Below are 18751 nucleotides of genomic sequence, written 5' to 3'. Positions count from 1 at the left end.
CGGCCTCGGCCGATGGATGAAGGCCGAGTCGATCCGACAGGCCCACAGGGACTATCCGGACCTCGGTGACCTCCTGACCGACACCGCCGACAGCAACGCGCACATGCGACGGGTCAACGACGGTCTCGGCTACACACCCACGCACACGACACACCAGTATCAGGACCTTTAGCAGAGAGCGGACGGGCCGGACCGGGACATCACCCCGCCCGGCCTGTCCGTGCTTTCGATACACGCCCTAGCTTGATCTTTAAGCAATCGCCTCGAACGAGCCGTCGAACTTGATCACTCATACCAGTATCCGCCGCACAGGGAAGCGGCCTTCGTCTGGGTACGAAGGCCGTGGGGATGAGTCTGCTGCAGGACAACGTCCGACGGGACGCATTCGCTGAACTGTCATGCTTCCGAGGGGAGTTCTACGACTGCTTGATCCGGCGGGGAGATGCCCTGTTCGAGCTGGCCGACGCGGTGCTGTGCGCCGACGGACCGGTCCGGTCGCTGGTGGAACTCTCGCTGGTGGGCGAGCACCGGCGAGGCCACGGCAGGCCCTACGACGCCCTGGCCTGCGGCCGCCTGGACATCGATGGGCTGCGGTGGGCGCTGGCGACCGTGCCGCTGCCCCGCGCAGTGGACGGCCGGCTTGTCCTGGCCGTCGACATCACCTGCTGGCTGCAGCCCGACGCCCACACCTCGCCGGAGCGGACCCTGTGCACCTACGGACGGGGCAAGGACCAGCACATCCCCGTCCCGGGCCGGCCCTACTCGGTCATCACCGCACTTGAGCCCGGCCGCAGCTCGTGGACCGCACCGCTGGACGCGATCCGGCTGACGCCAGGGGACGACGCGGCCCAGGCCACCGCACAGCAACTACGCGACCTGGTCGAGCGGATGATCTCGGCCGGACAATGGCAGCCCGGTGAACCGGACCTGCTCGTCGGCGCGGACGCCGGCTACGACGCGCCCCGCCTGGGCGGCGGGAGTTCGTCAAGAACGCCCGCCCATGACCCGCCCGATCGCCGCGCCCGGCTGAACGCGGCCGGGCGGACACCATGGAGCCCCACACCGACCACGAGACAGTGACGCCACGTCAGCCCCACCCGGCGACAAGGAGGACCTCCAAGAAGACCGACGACCCACTCCACCAAGGTATCGAAGCCGACGCGGCCGTTCACTGCCTGCTCGACGTGCTCAACGGCCGAGGCGGGGAAGCCGCACGGGCCTCGGAGGAACCCGGCGGCCTCGGCCCGGTAACCCGGACCGGGGCCGGTCATGACGCGGTGGCGGCGTTACGCTCGACAACGGCGCTCGCCCGAGGGAAAGAATCGGTACCGGTCTCCACCAGCGGCGTGAACGGGCACGGACAAGCGACAGAACCGACACCCCAGCCCGACCCACACCCCCGCCCAGCCGGACCCAAGGCCCGACCGGACCCAAGGCCCGGCCACCATCAGAACCCGACGAACCCACCGCCCCGTGAAAACTCACCCACCGGCCGCCACCGGCACCACCAGACAACCAGCCCGCCACCCCCGCTCAGTAGGCCCGGCACCCACCCGGCCCCCGACAACAGACGCCCCGGACAGTGCAGGGCCACCGACCACCGAGCCGTAGGCTGCCGGTATGGCGATCAACGCGTTCGGGCCGACCGAGTTCCAGCTGGTCCTGCTCCGGCGGATGGCCGACTTCAACCCCGAGCTGGTGGAGGAGGCGGTCCGCCGGCTGGGGGCCACCCGGGCCGTCATGCGAGAGGCCAACAAGCGCTGGCAGGCGATGGTCCGCGCGCCCCGCTTCCCCCGCGGCGCTGCGCGCTACGCCGCGGTGCTCGGGCCGGCGGAAGCGGTCGTGCCGCGCCGCATCGGGGACCTGGCGTGCACCGCGCGGCAGTGGGCCCTGCCTCTCTGGCCGAATCTGCGCTTCGAGATCCTCCTCGGCCCTGCCGAGACCGGCAGCCCGCTGCTCAACGAGTGGCTGGTGCGCGGACCCGGTAGCCCGCCACCGGTGCTGCGCACGCTCGCGGACCTCACGCCGTGGAGCTGCGTCGTCGGCGACCTGGGGACCGCCTTTCCCTCCGCCGTGCCGCGCGAGGGCAGCGCGCCGACCCGCTTCCAACTCGACTTCACCGCCCCGGACGACGACGGGCGGCCACGCCCGGCCACCGCCGACTTCACCTGGGGCCTGCTCCAGGAGGTCCGGACGAACGAGGCCTGAGGGCGGGCCCCCCGGCTCCGTGCCATCCCCGGCGGACGATGCCCCATGGCCGGGAGGACACGTCGTCCCGACCCCGGCAAGCACGTCGGCAGAGCCGGAGGATCGGACGCCGGCAGGGCCGGAGGATCCGACGCCGGCCGCGCACCGGCGGCCGTCCGAAGGCGGTTTACGTCCGGGGCTCGGTGTGCCAGGCTGAAGGTGTGCGTGGGTTCCCCGCGCCCGACAGCGGGAACCCGGCCCCTGATGCTCCGGTCCTTGTCACCGTCTGTCACACAGACCGATGCGGGCCAGCGGTGACGCTGTGTGTCCGAAGCGCGGTCGACCGGGGCCCGGAAGCGGCGCCGGACGCGGCGGGCAGGCCCGGTCCCGCGCTCACGCACCGCAGCCGCCGAGCGGGACCGCCGGCAAGGTGGTGTTTGCCGTGAGCCTCGTTCAGATCGAAGGCTCCGAGGAGGTCCTGCGCGCCGTGCAGGGCCTGCCGGAGCTCCACATGGTGCGTTCGAGCCTGGAGACCCGGCCCGACGACCAGTACAAGGTCGCGGCGTACGCGTCCGACCAGGCCGTCGAGGCGGCGATCGCAGAGGGTGCCCAGGTGACGGTGCTGCTCTCCTCGGAGAGCGCCGCCGACCAGCGCGCCCGGATGTCGGCCGTGATCGGCCGCGGCTGTGCCGAGCGCGGGGAGGTGTGAGCGATGCCCCCGCCCTACGCCACGCCGACCGTTCCCCAGACACCGGCCCAGATCGAGGCGGCGCTCGCCGACCTCGCGGCCACCTTCCCCTCCCTCTGCACGCTCGGTGAGTTCCCGAACCGCAGCGTCGAGAACCGGGAGGTCCACTTCGTCCGCATCGCGGACGCACCGCAGAACGGCCGTCCGGCCGTGGTGCTGACCGGTGGTGTCCACGCACGTGAGTCGGCGCCGCCGGACGCACTGGTCCACTTCGCGCAGAACATCCTGGTCAGCCGCTCGACCGGCTCCGACATCGTCTTCCCCTCGATGTCCTGCCGGCCGCTCCCGGCCGGCCCGGCGGTCGACTACCCTCCGTTCACCGTCCCGGCGACAGAGGTGGAGCGGATCCTGAACGGTGTCGACCTCTACGTCGCGCCGTTGATCAATCCCGACGGGCGGCTGTTCGACCAGCTGCACCCGCCGACCGACCCGATCCGCGCCGGCTGGCGCAAGAACCGGCGGCCCCACCCCAATCCCGACAAGGTGGGAGTGGACATCAACCGCAACCACGACATCGCCTGGAAGTTCGAGGACTACTACGACATGGGGGTCTACCTGTCCTTCTACCGGGACGGCCCCGCCTCCACGGACAGCAGGACCGAGACCTATCGGGGACCGTCCGCGGCCTCCGAGCCGGAGACCTCCAACGTGCAGTGGCTGATCGACCACACCAGGGCCACGTACTTCGTCGACGTCCACCAGTTCGGCCGCAAGGTCCTGCTCTGCTGGGGCATCGAGGACAACGGCAGCGACCCGTCCATGAGCTTCTCCTCGCCCGCCTGGACCGGAAAGCGTGACGGCCTCCGTCCGGGCAGCCCCGGTCTACCGGCGAACCGCCCCAACTACAGCGAGTTCGTGCCCGACTCCCCACCGCACTTCGTGCGCAAGACCCTCGGAACCATCGCCGGTGAGATGCGCGACGCCATCCTGCGCAGCGCGGGGGTGGACTCCACCGTCGGCGCCGCGAACCCCCGGCGCATCCACTCCACCTACGACGTCGGCCAGAGCGCCTCGCTGTACCACCCCCTGGGCGGCCCGGTCACCGGCACCACCGACGACTACGCCTTCCGCCGCCAGTTCGACGACCCGGGCAGGGCGCCGGTCTTCGCCTTCACCATCGAGACCGGGCACGAGGAGGAGTCCGGATTCCACCCCGAGTACGGCGACCCGCCCGGTCACTACGCCAAGATCGAACGGGAGGTCCACGCCGCGCTGACGGCCCTCTGCTCCTTCGCGGCATGACGCCCGGGTAGCCCACGAACGCTACCCGGCCGCCGCGGCCGGCTACGAGCCGCGGACGACGGTCCCGGCTGTCCGCAAGGCGGAGTCCGCTCGGCCGACAGGCTAGAACTCCCCGGCCACCCCCAGGTCGCGCCGCATCGCGTGCCGCATCACCTTGATCAACGCCCACAGCTCGTGCTGCGCCTCCGCGGCGGACTGCAGGCTCTCGCCGGGCCGCGCATCGCCCTGCTCCAGGCGTTTGACCATCCCGTACACGCGGGTGAGTGCCTGGTTCGCCGTGTCCCCCGGGGCTATCACGGCGTCCGGTGCGACCATCAGGGCCTCGGACCAGTGGTTGCGGTGCGCGTCCTTGGCCTCCTCCAGCGCCCGGACGTCGTCCTCACCGGGGCTCCGGTCGCGCAGCACGTGCAGGTGCCGGCCGAGGGCGGTCGCGAACTGCCGGGCATCGCGGTACAGCCGGGTGTAACACCCGCGGCGCAGGGCCAGGTTCTCGCGGGCGTCCTGGAGGGCCTGGCCGAGTTCCAGCTCGCGCCGCTTGGCCCGGTCAGCGCCCCGCTGGGTGAGCAGCGCGGCCCCGAGGGTCCCCGCCACACCGGTCACTGCAATCGCCACTGCTGCTATGTCCACCCGGTAACCCTAGACGTGCCGACGAACCGCGGGCTGCGCCGGGAGGAACCCGGTCCACCGCCCCGTCCCGGTTGACAACCGTGCACAAGCGTCAGGTGCCGACTGCAGGTCGCGCGCTGGCCGGGACACAGGCCTTAAGTCCGCACCTCTGGCGACTGACGGAGTGTCGGTTCCCGGACTCGGTCGCAGCAGGTAGGAGCCGGCGAATCACCGCGGCATCGGCGGCTCCTCGGAGCACGGCCATGGTGCCGCGCCGTTCGGGGAGTGTCCGACCCGGTGTTCGCGGCCCTCACCGGGGCATCCGTCGGCCCGGGCCGGCTGTCACAGCCGCCTGCTAGCGTCCTTCGACATGACCGATCACCGCGCCCTCCGCCTCCTGCGCGAGAACCCGGAGCTCGCCGAGCTCGCGGCCTACCCGTTCAACCTGGACCTCGACCGGACCGAGCACGTCGAGTCCGTCCGGCTGGCGTCCGGAGGGCCGCTCACGGCGATCGCCGGCGACGACACCGGCGGCACCTACTTCCGGTGTCCCGACGGCGCGATCCTGTACGCCGGGTCCGAGGGTGAGGCCGGCCTGATCGCCGACGGCCTGGACGAGGCGCTGGAGACCCTGATCGGCCTGCCCTGCTGGCACGATCACGTCCACCTCGATCCCGACGCCACCGACACCGAACTGGCCGCCGAGATCGCCGATTCGGAGAAGGAGCTCGCCGAGTACTACGGTCCCGGCCTCGACGCCGACCGCGACCGCCTGCTCGCCGCCCTCGGTCTGCGCCGCATCGCGCCCGCTGAACTGGTCCGCCGGCTGCACCGTGCCCTGCGACGCACCGAACCCGACCACCTCCTGCTGAACGCCGAAGGGCTCAACGCCTACACGCCCCTCACCGAGCGCTCGCACCTCCCTCTTCGCGAGACCGTCCTCGCCCCCGGGCACGCCGACCTCGCTCTGCTCCGTGCCCGTCCCGCGGGCCACGCCGACAGCGCCGAGGCGACCGCCGACCCCGCCCGCCGCGCCACCGCGCTGCGCGCGGCCCGGTACGACCGCCGACCCGCCGACCTGCCGTTGCTGCGTCACCTGCTGCTCGCCGAGGCACGGTTCGGCCCGACCGACGAGCTCCGCCTCGCCGCCGTCCTGATCGGTCTGTACGGCGATCCCGCCGACCACCGCCTGCTGAGCTCCCTGCGCGAGCGGGATCCCGAGATCCGGGACCTGCTCGGCGGCTTCCCCGACCGGCCCGAACAACTGCGCTCCTGGGCTGGCGATTTGGACGACTCCAGCCACGGCCAGGACCCCGGCGCCGAACCCGACCTCACCTGGGCCCGGCTCGCTCGCCGCCAGGGCCGCACCGAGCTCGCCCGTTGCACCCTGATCCGTCTCCTCGACGACGTCGGTCCCCGCGACGAAGACCTGCTGCCGTTCCTCGCCCACGAGCTCACCCTCCTCGGTGACCACCCCCAGGCCGCCCGCGCCCGGCGACTCCACTCCGCGGCCGGCGCAGACCCGTCCGCGACGAGCACGTTCCACGCCCGGCTGCAGCGCGCGGCCACTGCTCCGTAGCCACGGGCTCGCGGCCACCGTTCCGCGGAGCCCCCCGCCCCCGGAACGGCGACGCCCTCGCACGGAGGGCGAGGGCGTCGGGACCGTGGGCTCCGGACCTGCGGAGCCGGCCGGATCAGTGAGCGTTGGTGTAGAGGTAGCCGCCCGTGTCCCAGTTGTAGACGGCGAGCTTGATCGTCTTCCCCGCGTCGGAGCGACCCGTGTCGACCGCTCCCCAGTAGCCGTTGTGCTCGTCGATGGTGGCGGGAACCCCGGCCCAGTCCCAGCCGCTGCCGTTCCAGGTCAGGATCCACAGGTACTGGCCGTAGTGGGAGGTGTTGAGGAACGCGTCGACGTACTCGTGGCCGTCGCTCCCCCAGTACACGTTCATCTGTGCGTACTCACCGCTGGCACTGACGGCGTCGCACCAGTGGTAGTAGTCGGTCGCGCAGGCGACCCGGGAGTCGACCTGCCGCGTGGCGGCCGAGGCCGGCGCAGCGACGGTGAGGGTGGCGCCGACGAGTGCCGCGCCCGCCGCAAGAACGGTCAGCGCCTTGCGGGTGTTGAGGATGGACATGGCGTTTCTCCTGTCAGGGTCCGATGGCGTCCTGGTGGTGGCGCCGGGGGACAAGGAGAGCAGCCGACGCAGGCCGTTGGGGCTGTCAAGACGGTGCCGGCGGTGGGTCTGTCCGGCTCCAGGGCGGGTGGGGGACGGGTTGCCGCGTCTTGACGGGGGGCGGGCCCGACCCGGATCCCCGCCATACCTGGCCACCGGTACCGGATGACGGTACCGTCGTGGTCATGCCAGCCTTGAATGTCTCCTTCACGGAGGCCGAGCTGACCCGGATCCGTCGAGCGGCGGCCGGTGCCGGGCTCCCGGTCAAGCGCTTCGTTCACTCCGCCGCCCTCGACCGGGCACTGGCCGTCACCCTGGAGGCCGGCTACCGGCAAATGAGCCGCTCCCTCGGACGGGCGGAGGAGACGGCACTCGCGGACCGCGCCACCTACTTCGCCGTCAGCGCCATGGAAGGAAGCCTGTGACCTCGCTCCGGCGCGGGGACGTGATCGTCGTCGGGCGCGACGGCATGGGTGGGATGTGGGTGGTGATCTCCAACGACACCCGCAACGCCGTCCTCGACACCGTCGTGGTCGCCCAGATCGGCACCGGCTCGGACAAGTGGCCGACGGCCGTGGCCATCGCCGACCATCAGCCCTGCGTGGTGGACGACGTCGCAGGCCACGTCCTGACCGACTTCGTGACCACCATCCGCCCCGGCCTCTACGACGTCGAGGTGCAGGAGATTCGGCTCGACGAACGGACGATGAACGCCGTCAGCGAGACCCTGCGGCTCGCCCTGCCGTGAGCCTCCCACGCGCCCACCGCGAGGCCGGGGCGCCACCCGGGCACCTCGGGGACCACGCGCTCCGGCTCGGCGAGCGGTGGAGGGCCGTCGACTGGGTGCCTCCCCCAGGCGATGTGAACGGTTCGACGAACGCGGCGCGGTCGCGTGCCCCGGAGTCCCGGAGATGATGCCGTGCCGTCCTCATCGGGGCGGGCGGGCAGGCGCCGGGTGCGACTCCCGTCGTGGCCGCAAACCGTCGCGCACCTGAGGGATCCGGCGATCAGGCGATCTGCCAGATCTGGAGCAGGGTGCTGCCCGCGGCTTGCAGGGTGACGGGGGATCCGTCGGCGGTGCTGGCCGTGGTCAGGAGCAGGCCGCCGGCCTTGTTGGCGACGGTGTACCCGCCGCCGCGCGCGGTGAGCAGCCAGCGTTGGCTGTCGCCGCCGCTGCAGGCGGCCTGGACCACGGCGGTGCCGGCTCCGGTGGAGCCGTCGGCGAGGCCGGCGCAGAGCCGGGACGCGCCGTTGACCATGGTGTAGCTGCCGTCGCCGTTGAGGGAGAGCTGCCACTGCTGGTTGGGGCCGCCGTGCGTGGTCCAGGTGATCAGCCGGGTGCCCGGAGCGGTGTTGGAGGCGGGGTCGTCAAGCGCCCTGCCACCGGTGGAGAGGATGCGGGTGCCGGACAGGCCGCCGGGGGCGTACGCCTCCATCTCGTACAGGGAGTAGCCCCAGGAGGTGCCACGCTGGGTGCCGTGGAGGCGCAGGTAGCGGCCGGAGCCGTTGAGGCCGGTGAGGTCCTGGACGCCGCCGGTGCCGGTGGTGGTGGAGTAGACGGTGCGCCAGGTGGCACCGTCGGAGAGCTGGACCTGGAAGGCCTTCCCGTAGGCCGTCTCCCACCGCAGGACGACCCGTCCGATCGACTGGGTGGAGCCGAGGTCCACCTGTAGCCACTGCGGGTCGCTGAAGGCGCTGGACCAGCGGGTGCCGGTGTCGCCGTCGGTGGCGGCGGCCGCGGGGAGGCCGGCGGTCTCGGTGCTGGAGGCCGTCGTGGGCCGGTTCTGCGCCAGGTTGCCCGGCCAACCGGTGGCCGGCCACGAGGGGTTGTGGCCGATCGCGGCGGTGATCGGGGTGAAGTCGGCGTACGTGCCGACCGGCTTGGGCGATCCCCAGGTCTGCTGGGCGAGAGCCCGCAGCGGTTGGAACAGGCCGGCGGCGATCTGGTTCTCGGTCTCGGCGGTCGGGTTGTCGCACCAAACGTGGATCAGCGAGCCGGGGTTCCGGGTGCCGTCGGTGATCGTGTTGCCGCCCTGGTAGAGGTCCGGGGTCCAGGACTCGTACATCCACCCGGTGTCCGGCTTGGCGCCGCCGAGCACGTAGTAGGTCGGGGTCCAGGACTCGTTGGCGACGACGTGCCCGGCGTTCACGAGCTGCTGCGGGGTCAGCCCGTAGTCGTACCAGAACTCGACCAGGATGTCGGCGTTGGGCGTGATCGTGCCGTCGCCGGGCTTGATGCCGTCGTTCCACATGCGGGTGGTCTTGCCGTGCGAACGGACCAGGGAGTCGGCCCAGTTGACGTACCCGTAGTAGGCGTCCTTGGCCGTGGCGCCGGCACCGTAGGTGGCGCGGGCGTAGCTGAGCAGCTGCGGGTACTGGCTGTAGTCGGAGACGTACTCGTCGGCGCCGATGTGCCAGTACGGCGCGGGGAAGAGCGGCAGGTACTCCTCGATCAGGTCCTTGATCAGGGTGTACGTGCCGGGCAGCGAGAGGTCGACGAAGTCGGCGCTGGCGCTTCCCGCGCTGTTCCGGAGCTTCAGTTCGGGGTGGGCGGCGAGGATCGGGTTCATGTGCCCGGGCGTGTCGATCTCCGGGACGATGGCGACGTGGTACTTCTGCCCGAGCGCCACGAGGTCGGCGATGTCCTGCTTGCTGTAGTGGTCGGCGGAGACGATCTCCGGATGGGTGGCGGACTCCAGCCGGAAGCCGAAGGTGTCGGAGAGGTGGAAGTGGAAGTAGTTGAGCTTGAGGTAGGCCAGCTCCTTGATGTGCTGCTTCACCCAGTCGACCGTGAAGAACTTCCGCCCCTGGTCGATCATCAGGCCGCGCTCCGGCTTCGACGGCCAGTCCACCGCCGTGCCGGCCGCCACCGTCGTTGACCGGTGCAGGAGTTGGAGCACCGTCCGGGTGCCGTTGAACGCTCCGGTGTCGGTGGGTGCGGCGACCGTGAGGGACTGGCCGACGGCCATCCGGTATCCGTCGGAGGGCACCGAGGAGTCGCCGAGGGTCAGCGCGATGTCCCCGGCCCCCGCGAAGCCCGTGGCGACGGTGACGCTGCGCCCGGTCAGCGCCCCGAGGTCCTCGGCGAAGGTGGCCGCCTCGTCCGAGAGTTGGGTGGTGTACGCGGGGTTGACGACGATCCGGCTCGCCGGGGTGAACGTGTAGGTGCCGGTGCCGGCGGACCACTGGCGCAGCGCCGGAACGACGTCGGGGGCGCCGGAGACGGAAGCCGCCTGGGCGTCCGTCGAGGCGGTCACGGGTGTGAGGAGCAGTGTTGTCATCAGGTAGACGACGACGGTGACGAGCCGGAGTGCGCGCATGTGATCACCACTCGTGCGACGTGCGGGAGAGCGAGGGACTGGCTTGAACCACTGGCCATTTCTGCGTGATTCGTCAGCGCATCGAGCATGATTGAGCAGAACTGCTCGATGCGCAAGACCCTCGGTGCCACCACGACGGCGGAACCGGCCACTGCGGCTGCCTGCGGAGTGACGGGCCGACGACCTCGGGCCCGACGGTCGCGAGCCCGAACACGGCACGACGGCCCAGCGGCGCGGACCCGAACACGGGACGGCGGCCCGACGGCGCGGGCCAGACGACCGCGGACCCCACGGCCACGCCCCGACGGCCGCGCCCCGAGGCCGACTCGACGTCTCCGACCCCGGTCGTCGTCTCAAGGCCCCCGGTCGCCTGCGGTACAGTCCGCGCCATGAGCGAGCACCTGCACCCTCCGTTCGGGAACTTCACGACCGTCCGCGCAGCGCTCGACGTCGGTGACGACCTCGCCGCCCCCGTTGCCGACGCCCTGAAGAGCTGGGATGCACGGGAGGCGGCCGAGTCCGTGCTGTACGTGGACACCGATCCCGACAAGGCGGACACCGCCGTCTTCTCCCAGGCCTACGACGTGCCGCTGGAACTCTCCGCCAACTGCGTGGTGGTGGCCGCCAAGCGCGGCGGGGACGTCACCCTCGCCGCCTGCCTGGTGCGTGCCGACACCCGCCTGGACGTCAACACGGCCGTCCGCAAGCACCTGGGCGCCCGCAAGGCCTCGTTCGCGCCCATGGACGTCGCCGTCGCGCAGACCGGGATGGAGTACGGCGGCATCACCGCCGTCGGCCTGCCGAGCAGCTGGGCGCTGCTGGTCGACGAGGCGGTGGTCGCCGCCCCGCACGTCCTCATCGGCAGCGGGCGGCGCCGGGGCAAGCTGATCCTCCCCGGCGCGGCGGTGGCGCAGCTCCCCCGCGCCGAGGTCCTCCCGGGCCTCGGCGTCTGACCGGCGACCGACGGGCACGCCCCCGATCACTCCCCCTCCGACGGCGCCACGAGTCACCGCAGCGCACGAGTGTCGTGCGGCACGGCCGCGGCGGGAGCCGGGATCATGAACGGGTGCGTGAACCGCTGGCGCCGCCGACCCGTTCCGAGGTCCTGGACGTGCGCGACCTCGTCCTGGTCGAAGCTCCCCCGCTCCGCCTGTCCGCCGAGGAGCGCGCGGCCAGGGACCGGGTCTGGGACGAGGCCGTCCGCAGGAACCCGGCGCTCTTCGACGGGCCGGTCGTGGCGTGCACAGGGGTGTCGTGGGACGGACCGGGCCGGCTGGTGGTCTCGTGGACCCGTGCGACCTACCGCCACTACGCGCTGCGGAACGTGCCCGGCACGACGGTTCCCACCGCGTCGCTGTCCGTCAGCGTCCTCCAGCCCACCTCGGACCGGCGGCTACTGGTCGGCCGGATGTCCCCGGCGACGGCCACGCCCGGCCGGTGGCAGCCACCCGGCGGCTCCGTCGAACCGCGCCCGGACGGCCGGCCGTTGGACACCGCCGATCTGCACCGGGAGGCGGCCCGCGAGCTGGCCGAGGAGACCGGGATCCGGGCGGCGCCCGAGGAACTGAGGCTCTGGGCGGTCACCCGCGGGCCGTACGGGAGCATCGGTGTGCTCTTCCTCGCGCCCGCGCTGCCGCGGGCGCTCGTCTGCGAGCGGTTCGCGGCTTTGCCCCCGGAGCGGGAGCTCGTCGAGATCGCGTTCGTCGGTTCACCCGCCGAGCTGGCCCGGCTGGCCGGCCCGCGCGCGGAGTACCTGGGCGCGGCCCTGCACCGCTACGCGGCCCGGTAGGGGACCCACTGACGCACCGACGCACTGACGCACCGACCCGCCTCACCGTGCCGCGCCGCGCCCGCACGCCCGCGCCTCGGGGGGTTCGCCGGCCTGCCTGGTCGGCGACCCGCCGGGCCCCGACGGGAGGCCCGTCGGGCTGGGACGGCCGGTCGGGCTCCCCGGGACGGTCCGCGCCCACCCGGGCGCTGCCCGCGCGTCAGGCGAGGGCGGATACGGCGTCGCCGATGTACTCGGTGCCCAGGACGGCCAGCACCGTGGACGTGACTGCGGAGTTGTGGGTGGCCGTCCACGCCTTCCACTCCTCCAGCATCCGGGTCTCGCGGCCGCCACCGAACAGGTGGACGCCGAGCGGGACCAGGGTGCAGAGCGAGCCGATGGCCACCATCAGCGCACCGGCCACCGCCTTGCCCGCGCCGCTCGCTCCGCTGGTGGCGATCGACACCGCGCCGCCGACCGCCAGGACGAGGTTCTTCGGGTTGGCCCCGACCAGCCGGGCCGCGAGACCGGCGGACTCGGCGGGCGTGAAGCGGTCGACCGCGCGCATCCACGTCGGCGGCGCGGCCACGCGGCCGGCCCGGGGCCGGTCGTGCCACTGCCGGGCGGCGAGCACGACGAACAGGACGCCCAGAGCGAGCTTCAGCCAGTGGGCCCAGGTGGGCTTCGCCCCGTCGGCACTCAGTCCGCTGCCGGCCGCGACGGCGGCGGCCACCACGGCGCTGAGGGTGAGCACCCAGCCGGCGGTGAAGGCGGCGCCGTTGGTCCGCCCGCGCGGCGTGGCCAGCACGAGGATCACCGCGACCAGCGGCAACGGGCTGATCGCGATGCCGACGGCCGACGTCAGCATCGAGCCGATCGCCTCGCCCATGGGCCCCGCCCCTTTCCCGGTTCCTCGCCCCGTCAGCTCAACCCTAGGAACACCCCCCGGCTTTCGCACCATCCGGGCAGGAGCGTCCGCCGTACGGCGCCCCCGAACGGGCCTCGCCGGCCCGCGGCGGCGACAGCGAGCCCGACGCCGGCGCCTGCGCCACCGGGCGACCGGCGCTGCCCGGGCGGTCGACACCGGCAAACCATCACCGGCGGGCCATCACCGGCGGATCTTCATGGCGGACCACCGGCACCACCAGCCGACCAGCACACCGCCGGGCGAAATGCACCATCTGTTCTGCTCGCCTAAGGTCGGACCGTATTCGGCTGCGCCGAAAGGACCCTCCGTGCCCGAGCTCGACCCCGTGCCCGCCTCCCTGGTCACCCCCGACACCGTGGAGACGACGGCCGGCACCTTCGTCTTCGCCGACGGCATGCCGACCCCCGAGACCACGGCGGCGGTCTACGCACGGCTGGACCGCCTGCACGCCGTCGAGGCCTACCGGGCAGGCCTGCCCGCCGTCTCGCTCTGGGCGATGCGCAGGGCGATGCTCGCCGCCGGGGTCGCCGACGGCGACGTGCTGGTCTTCTCCGAGCTGATGGACTGCCGGTCGCTGTTCCTGACCGCCGATGCCGACACCGTCTGCTTCCTGACCTTCCTGGACCTCGGCGCGGGCCCGGTGGTGGTGGACGCCCCGCCCGACTGCCTGACCGTCGCCGACGACATGTGGTTCCGCTGGGTGACGGACCTGGGGGAACTCGGGCCGGACCGGGGCGAAGGCGGCCGCCACCTCTTCGTCGGGCCCGGGTACCGGGGCCCGCTGCCCGAAGGAGGGATGTTCGTGCACCGGGTGCGGACGAGCCGGGTGTGGCTCCTCGGGCGCTGCTTCCCGGAGAACGACGACCCTGCGCCCGCGGCCCACCGGATCCGGGAGCAGCTGAAGATCACCCCGTACACGCCCGGCGGCTACGGGACGTCGGTCGGCTCCGCCCTGCTCGGCCGCACCGCCCTCGCCCCGCCCGCCCCGCCCCGCACGCCGCGCTTCGTCGAAGGCAGTGGTCTGGCCATCAACACCGTCGCGCCGGTGGACGCCTCCTTCTTCGCCCTCCTCGACGAAGCGGTGCAGGCCGAGCCGGCCACCGCGCTGGACCCGCAGGCTGCCGCGCCGATCGCCGCGATCGGGATCGCCAAGGACCGCCCCTTCACCCCCGACGGCTACTGGCAGGACGTGCTGGAGGACGCCGCGGCGACCGCCAACGCGTACGTACGGGCGGTGGCGATGCGACCGCGCGCCGCCGGGGGCTTGGACTTCCAGCCCGGCACCGGCTCCCACTGGACGCCGCCGCCCTTCGGTGGCGGGTTCGGCTCCCGGACCGCGCGGCCGCCGGTCGCCCCCGAGGGCGTCCAGCCCCCGCCCGACGACGCGGCGGAGCACCTCGACGCCCGCACGTCGTACTTCTACCTCGCCACCGGCGTCACCCCGGCGATCTCCACGGACCTGCCCGGGCTCGGCTCGCAGCACCTCGGGGCGACCGTGGACTCCACCGGGCTTCCGCTGGAGGGTGACCGGACGTACCGGCTGATCCTGCCGCCGGCGGTGCCGGCCGAGCGGTCCTGGTCGATCACCCTCTACGACAGCCAGACGCGATCGATGCTCGCCACCGACCAGCGCTTCCCCCGGGCCGGCTCCCGGGCCTGTCCGACCCCGGCCGCCGTCCCGGACAAGGACGGGTCGGTCAGTCTCTGGTTCGATCCCGTGCTCCCCGACGGGGTGCCCGAGGGCAACTGGGTGCAGACCGTGCCCGGCCGCAACTGGTTCGCGATCCTGCGCCTCCACGGCCCGCTGGCCGCCTTCTTCGACCGGTCCTGGCGCCCCGGGGAGATCGAGCTGCAGGCCCCCGCCACGGCCTGAGCCGAGGCGAGTCCCGCGGCGGGGTCGGGACGCAGGGGCACCGCCGCGGAGCAGGTCACGGGCCGGTGACGATGCGCCAGGCGACCCGCTTGCGCGCGGCGCCGCCGAGGGCCTGGTGGAGCGCCTCCTCGACCAGCGCGACCTGCTCGCGCATCCCCTTGGCCCAGGCCTGTTCCCGGACGTAGGCCTCGATGATCTCGATCGAGTCGGCACGCCGCAGCCGTCCGGCCAGCGCCGTACGCAGGGCCTTCAGACCGGCCTGCATGGCGAGGACCTCCGCGTCCAGGTGCAGGCGGAGCATGCACGCCAACTCGACGGGGTTGCGGTGGAAGACCTCCTCGTGCCGCCAGCGCGCGGGGGCGAGGTCGAACAGCCAGTTCTTGGCGGACGCCTCGAACTCCGCGGAGCCGGGCCGGCTGACCGCTCCGGGCCACCTGCCGCGCAGGGCCCCGGGACGCCGCCGGGGAACGTTGTCGGACTCCGCCGGATGTGCCATGGGCGCACAACCCCTCTTGTCTCCAATGGGTCGGGGCGCAACCGGACTCACCCGGCGGCGGCCCGGCCGAAACCACTACGAGAGCCGCTCCGGTCTGCCGGGCTCCGACGCCGGGGCCCCGATGTCCCCGGGGGCGGCGCCGGGCCCGGAAGGGCCACGGCCGAGCCGACGGGCCGCGCCCGCGCGTCGGCGGCACCCGGCCGCGCCCGGTCCGCCGCTCTCCCGCGGCGGCGCCGGCCGATCCCCTCGACCGGTTCGCGTGCGATGAGTTTCACGGCGCCCCTCGCCCCTGTCAAGGCTCTGCCCGGCCGCGGCGCGCGCACGGCGCAGAGGCACGCCCCCGCCACGCTTGTAGCGCCCGCTAGCGGTGGATACGCTACCGGGCATGAAGCAACTGAACGTGCGCCTGGACGACAGCATCCACGCGGCCCTCGAACAGCGGGCCGAGGCGGCGGGGATGAGCCTGCCGGACTACGCGCGCAAGGTGCTGGCCGAGGAGGCCGACGAACGGCGGGAACGGTTCCTCACCGCCGCGGCGCACTTCGCCCAGGCCTGGGCGCCGGCCTTCGAGGCCGAGTTCGGCCCCTACCACAAGGAAGCCGCCCGGCCCGGAACGGCGGACGCCGCGTGATCCTGCGGATCGACCGGGCCTGGCTGCTCGACGTCGCCCACCAGTTCCTGCCCGCCGACCCGGACGTCACCGACTACGGCTCCCTCGCCGCCGCGGTCGCCCGCCACGTCGACGAGGTCATGGACGTGCCCGTGTACGGCGCGCTGCACCAGCGCGCGGCCGCGCTGATGCACCAGCTCATCCGGGTACCGGCGCTGGACTCCGCCAACGAGCACTTCGCCGCCGTCGTCGCCGCCTCGTACCTCAGCGCCTCCGGCGTGATCGTCACCGCGGAGCCCAAGCAGGCCGTCGAGCTGGCCGCCCGGATCCGCGACGGGCGGGCGGACGTCCGCGAGACCGCCGTCGCCGTCCGCGGCTGGTACCGCTGACGCATTCCGGCTCGCCGACCCCGGCCGGACCGGACCTGGACGATTCCGGCCCGGCCGGGGTCGCCCGGCCGGATTCGCGGAGGCCCGGCCGGGCCTCCGGATCAGGCGACTGCCGGTGCGGGGGCGAGCGTCGCGGCGACCGCCTCACGGGCCGCGGCGAGCAGGGCCGGCCGGTCCGTCTCGGTGCTCAGCCAGGCGAGATGCCCGTCCGGGCGCACCAGGGCGGCGGTGACGCCCGTCCAGCGGGGTCGGTCCTCCACGGGCGGCGCACCGTGCACGTCGAGGCCGGGCCGGACGTCGTGGGCGAGCGACGCGAGTGACGCCGGGCCGGAGCCCGGGGCCAGGTCGAGCAGGACGTACCGGCCCGTCCGGAGCAGCGGGAACAGCGTGCCCGGACCGTCGACGACCAGGTCCGGAGCTCGGGAACCGGTCAGCGGGTGGGCGGTGGCCGGGTCGGCGGACGGGTACACGGCGGCGAGCCCGGCGGCCCGGACGGCCAGTGCGGTGGAGAACTCCCCCACCTCGGTGATGAGTTCACCGAGGAGGTCGCGCAGGGCCAGCACCTCGGGGGTGTAGGCGGTCATCAGGCCGGTCTGCGCCCGGGTGCTGCGCAGCAGGTCGGCGCCGACCGGGTGGCGCTCGGCGTGATAACTGTCCAACAGGCCCGCGGGGGCGGTGCCGGCCAGGGTCTGGGCGAGCTTCCAGCCGAGGTTCGAGGCGTCGTGGAGGCCCACGTTGAGCCCGGGACCGCCGGACGGGAAGTGCATGTGCGCGGCGTCGCCGGCCAGCAGGACCCGCCCCCGGCGGTACTGCTCGGCCTGGCGGGTGGTGTTGCCGAAGACCGAGATCCAACTCGCCTCGCGCATCCCGAAGTCGGTGCCGGTGATCCGTCGCACGCGGGTGCGCAGCTCCTCCAGGGTGGGGCGCGTCGGCGGGGTGCGCACGCTGTCCGCGTCGTTGCCGACCACGCGGTGGCCTCCGCCGGGCAACGGGAAGACCATGACGGCGCCGTGCCGGTTGGTGGTGGTGTGGCTGCGCGGCGGCTCGTCGAGCACGACGTCCGCCATCCAGGCCCAGACGGTCGCGTCCGTTCCCGGGAAGTCGATGCCGGCGGCCCTGCGCACGGTGCTGCGCGTGCCGTCGCAGCCCACCAGGTAGGCCGCCCGCAGCGCGTGGGGGCCGTTCGGCGACTCGACGTTCACGGTCACCCCCTCGTCGTCCTGGGCCAGGCCGACCACCCGGTGCTCGCGCAACAGGCGAACGCCGACGGAGCGGGCGTGCTCGGCCAGCAGCGCCTCGGTGCGGGCCTGCGGGAGGACGAGCGTGAACGGGAACGGGCTGTCCAGGCCCGAGAAGTCCATCCGGCTGGTGAGGGCGGCGAAGTGCCCGTTGGGCACGCGCAGACCCTCGGCCAGGAACGGCCCCTCCACTCCGCGGCAGGCCAGCAGCTCCAGGCTCCGCGGGTGGACCGTCAGGGCCCGGGAGTGCGGGTCGGGTTCGGGCCGGGTCTCGACCACGGTCACCTCGACCCCGTACAGCCGCAGCTCCGCGGCAAGCCAGAGCCCGACCGGTCCGGCTCCGGCGATGACGACATCCAGCATGGGCACACCTCGTCTCGTAGGCACCACACGTCCTGGCCGCACGCTTGTCGGCCATGCCTCTTGGTCACTGACCAAGTTCGGCTCCTTCAGTAGACTAGGTCAGTGACCAAGAATCAACCCCGGACCTCCACCCGCACCGGGCTGGACCCGGACGCCGTGGTGCGGGCCGCCCTCGAACTCCTCGACGAGAAGGGCGCCGACGGCGTCTCGCTGCGCGGCATCGCCGAACGGCTCGGCGTGCGGATGAACACGGTCCTGTGGCACGCCAAGACCAAGGCCCGCCTGCTGGAGCTGATGGCCGACGCGATCCTCGCCGGCATCCCGCTGACCGACCTGCCGGAGCCCTGGGACGAGCGGGTGGCCGAACTCGCCCGCCGCTACCGGCGCTGCCTGCTGGACCACCGGGACGGCGCCGTCGTCGTCGCCGGGACCTACGCGGCGGAGCCGGCCACCCTCGCCTTCGCCGAGGTCGCCGTCGACGCCCTCCTCTGCGGCGGCCTGGACGAGCGGCAGGCCGCCTGGGCCTTCTGGACCGTCCAGTATCTCGTGCTCGGCCTGACCCAGGAGGAGCAGGCGCTCGCCGCCTCCCCCGACGACCACACGCTCGCCCGGGCGCTCGCCCCGGGCGGCTACCCCGCCCTGAGCCGGGTCGCGCCCCACCTGGAGGACGTGTCGTTCGACGAGCGCTTCGAGTTCGGCCTCTCGCTCGTCCTGCAATCGCTCAGGACCGCACCACCGGGGCGTGGTTGAGCCGGTCGGGGCCGCCGGTCGGGGGGCGCGGCCCCGGGAACGGCGGCCCGGTCCGACCC

Annotated in this window: 19 protein-coding genes; 13 read left to right on the top strand and 6 right to left on the bottom strand. The window is 73.2% G+C overall.

All coding sequences use genetic code 11. The features are described from left to right. The first annotated feature begins 348 nt into the window (after positions 1-348). From MCM47_RS37060 to MCM47_RS37045, 4 genes are all read left to right on the top strand, one after another. Entirely contained in the window at positions 349-1080 is a 732-nt protein-coding gene (locus tag MCM47_RS37060; protein WP_255752950.1) for a transposase, read from the top strand. 540 nt (positions 1081-1620) lie between these two features. Next, positions 1621-2208 (top strand): hypothetical protein, encoded by a 588-nt coding sequence (locus tag MCM47_RS37055; RefSeq protein WP_238951414.1) that lies wholly within the window; start codon positions 1621-1623, stop codon positions 2206-2208. 421 nt (positions 2209-2629) lie between these two features. Next, positions 2630-2896: a hypothetical protein gene (locus tag MCM47_RS37050; RefSeq protein WP_238951413.1), complete on the top strand. Its 267-nt coding sequence runs from the start codon at positions 2630-2632 to the stop codon at positions 2894-2896. Between the two features lie 3 nt (positions 2897-2899). Beyond that, complete coding sequence (locus MCM47_RS37045) at positions 2900-4177, top strand: M14 family zinc carboxypeptidase (protein ID WP_238951412.1); 1278 nt, start codon at positions 2900-2902, stop codon at positions 4175-4177. 102 nt (positions 4178-4279) lie between these two features. On the opposite strand, the gene MCM47_RS37040 is transcribed toward MCM47_RS37045, so the two are convergent. Continuing rightward, positions 4280-4789, bottom strand: coding sequence for a hypothetical protein (locus MCM47_RS37040; protein ID WP_238951411.1), 510 nt, complete (start codon positions 4787-4789; stop codon positions 4280-4282). 364 nt (positions 4790-5153) lie between these two features. Here MCM47_RS37040 and MCM47_RS37035 point away from each other — a divergent pair, with 364 nt between their 5' ends. Then, entirely contained in the window at positions 5154-6362 is a 1209-nt protein-coding gene (locus tag MCM47_RS37035) for a hypothetical protein (protein WP_238951410.1), read from the top strand. A 115-nt stretch (positions 6363-6477) separates the two neighbouring features. On the opposite strand, the gene MCM47_RS37030 is transcribed toward MCM47_RS37035, so the two are convergent. Beyond that, positions 6478-6918 (bottom strand): hypothetical protein, encoded by a 441-nt coding sequence (locus MCM47_RS37030; protein WP_238951409.1) that lies wholly within the window; start codon positions 6916-6918, stop codon positions 6478-6480. A 224-nt stretch (positions 6919-7142) separates the two neighbouring features. Here MCM47_RS37030 and MCM47_RS37025 point away from each other — a divergent pair, with 224 nt between their 5' ends. Both MCM47_RS37025 and MCM47_RS37020 read left to right on the top strand, forming a co-directional pair. Continuing rightward, entirely contained in the window at positions 7143-7382 is a 240-nt protein-coding gene (locus MCM47_RS37025) for a hypothetical protein (protein ID WP_238951408.1), read from the top strand. Then, positions 7379-7705 (top strand): type II toxin-antitoxin system PemK/MazF family toxin, encoded by a 327-nt coding sequence (locus MCM47_RS37020; RefSeq protein ID WP_238951407.1) that lies wholly within the window; start codon positions 7379-7381, stop codon positions 7703-7705. Before MCM47_RS37025 ends, MCM47_RS37020 begins: the two co-directional genes overlap by 4 nt. A gap of 259 nt (positions 7706-7964) precedes the next feature. Here the strand turns inward: MCM47_RS37020 and MCM47_RS37015 are convergent, their stop codons facing one another. Further along, the gene (locus MCM47_RS37015; protein ID WP_238951406.1) at positions 7965-10277 is read right to left on the bottom strand and encodes a family 20 glycosylhydrolase; all 2313 of its coding nucleotides are present in this window, start codon (positions 10275-10277) and stop codon (positions 7965-7967) included. Positions 10278-10678: 401 nt separating this feature from the next. On the opposite strand from MCM47_RS37015, the gene MCM47_RS37010 reads away from it, so the two are divergent. Together MCM47_RS37010 and MCM47_RS37005 are read left to right on the top strand one after the other, a co-directional pair. Next, positions 10679-11230, top strand: a complete 552-nt coding sequence (locus MCM47_RS37010; protein WP_374209271.1) for a YbaK/EbsC family protein — start codon at positions 10679-10681, stop codon at positions 11228-11230. 113 nt (positions 11231-11343) lie between these two features. After that, positions 11344-12066: an NUDIX hydrolase gene (locus MCM47_RS37005; protein ID WP_238951404.1), complete on the top strand. Its 723-nt coding sequence runs from the start codon at positions 11344-11346 to the stop codon at positions 12064-12066. A 199-nt stretch (positions 12067-12265) separates the two neighbouring features. Here the strand turns inward: MCM47_RS37005 and MCM47_RS37000 are convergent, their stop codons facing one another. Beyond that, positions 12266-12934 (bottom strand): GAP family protein, encoded by a 669-nt coding sequence (locus tag MCM47_RS37000; protein WP_238951403.1) that lies wholly within the window; start codon positions 12932-12934, stop codon positions 12266-12268. A 346-nt stretch (positions 12935-13280) separates the two neighbouring features. On the opposite strand from MCM47_RS37000, the gene MCM47_RS36995 reads away from it, so the two are divergent. Next, complete coding sequence (locus MCM47_RS36995; RefSeq protein WP_238951402.1) at positions 13281-14846, top strand: DUF1254 domain-containing protein; 1566 nt, start codon at positions 13281-13283, stop codon at positions 14844-14846. 55 nt (positions 14847-14901) lie between these two features. Here the strand turns inward: MCM47_RS36995 and MCM47_RS36990 are convergent, their stop codons facing one another. Then, positions 14902-15342, bottom strand: coding sequence for a hypothetical protein (locus MCM47_RS36990; RefSeq protein ID WP_238951401.1), 441 nt, complete (start codon positions 15340-15342; stop codon positions 14902-14904). 385 nt (positions 15343-15727) lie between these two features. On the opposite strand from MCM47_RS36990, the gene MCM47_RS36985 reads away from it, so the two are divergent. Both MCM47_RS36985 and MCM47_RS36980 read left to right on the top strand, forming a co-directional pair. Beyond that, positions 15728-15973: a toxin-antitoxin system HicB family antitoxin gene (locus tag MCM47_RS36985; RefSeq protein WP_238951400.1), complete on the top strand. Its 246-nt coding sequence runs from the start codon at positions 15728-15730 to the stop codon at positions 15971-15973. Continuing rightward, positions 15970-16341: a fic family toxin-antitoxin system, toxin component gene (locus MCM47_RS36980; RefSeq protein WP_238951399.1), complete on the top strand. Its 372-nt coding sequence runs from the start codon at positions 15970-15972 to the stop codon at positions 16339-16341. The genes MCM47_RS36985 and MCM47_RS36980 overlap by 4 nt, the downstream gene beginning before the upstream one ends. Positions 16342-16442: 101 nt before the next feature. Here the strand turns inward: MCM47_RS36980 and MCM47_RS36975 are convergent, their stop codons facing one another. Further along, positions 16443-17942: an FAD-dependent monooxygenase gene (locus MCM47_RS36975; protein ID WP_238951398.1), complete on the bottom strand. Its 1500-nt coding sequence runs from the start codon at positions 17940-17942 to the stop codon at positions 16443-16445. 102 nt (positions 17943-18044) lie between these two features. Here MCM47_RS36975 and MCM47_RS36970 point away from each other — a divergent pair, with 102 nt between their 5' ends. After that, on the top strand, positions 18045-18692 hold the full coding sequence (locus MCM47_RS36970) for a TetR/AcrR family transcriptional regulator C-terminal domain-containing protein (RefSeq protein WP_238951397.1): 648 nt from the start codon (positions 18045-18047) through the stop codon (positions 18690-18692). Positions 18693-18751: the final 59 nt, after the last annotated feature.

This window comes from Kitasatospora sp. A2-31, from assembly GCF_022288725.1.
GTDB lineage: Bacteria > Actinomycetota > Actinomycetes > Streptomycetales > Streptomycetaceae > Kitasatospora.
This window is presented reverse-complemented; position numbering and strand designations above follow the sequence as displayed.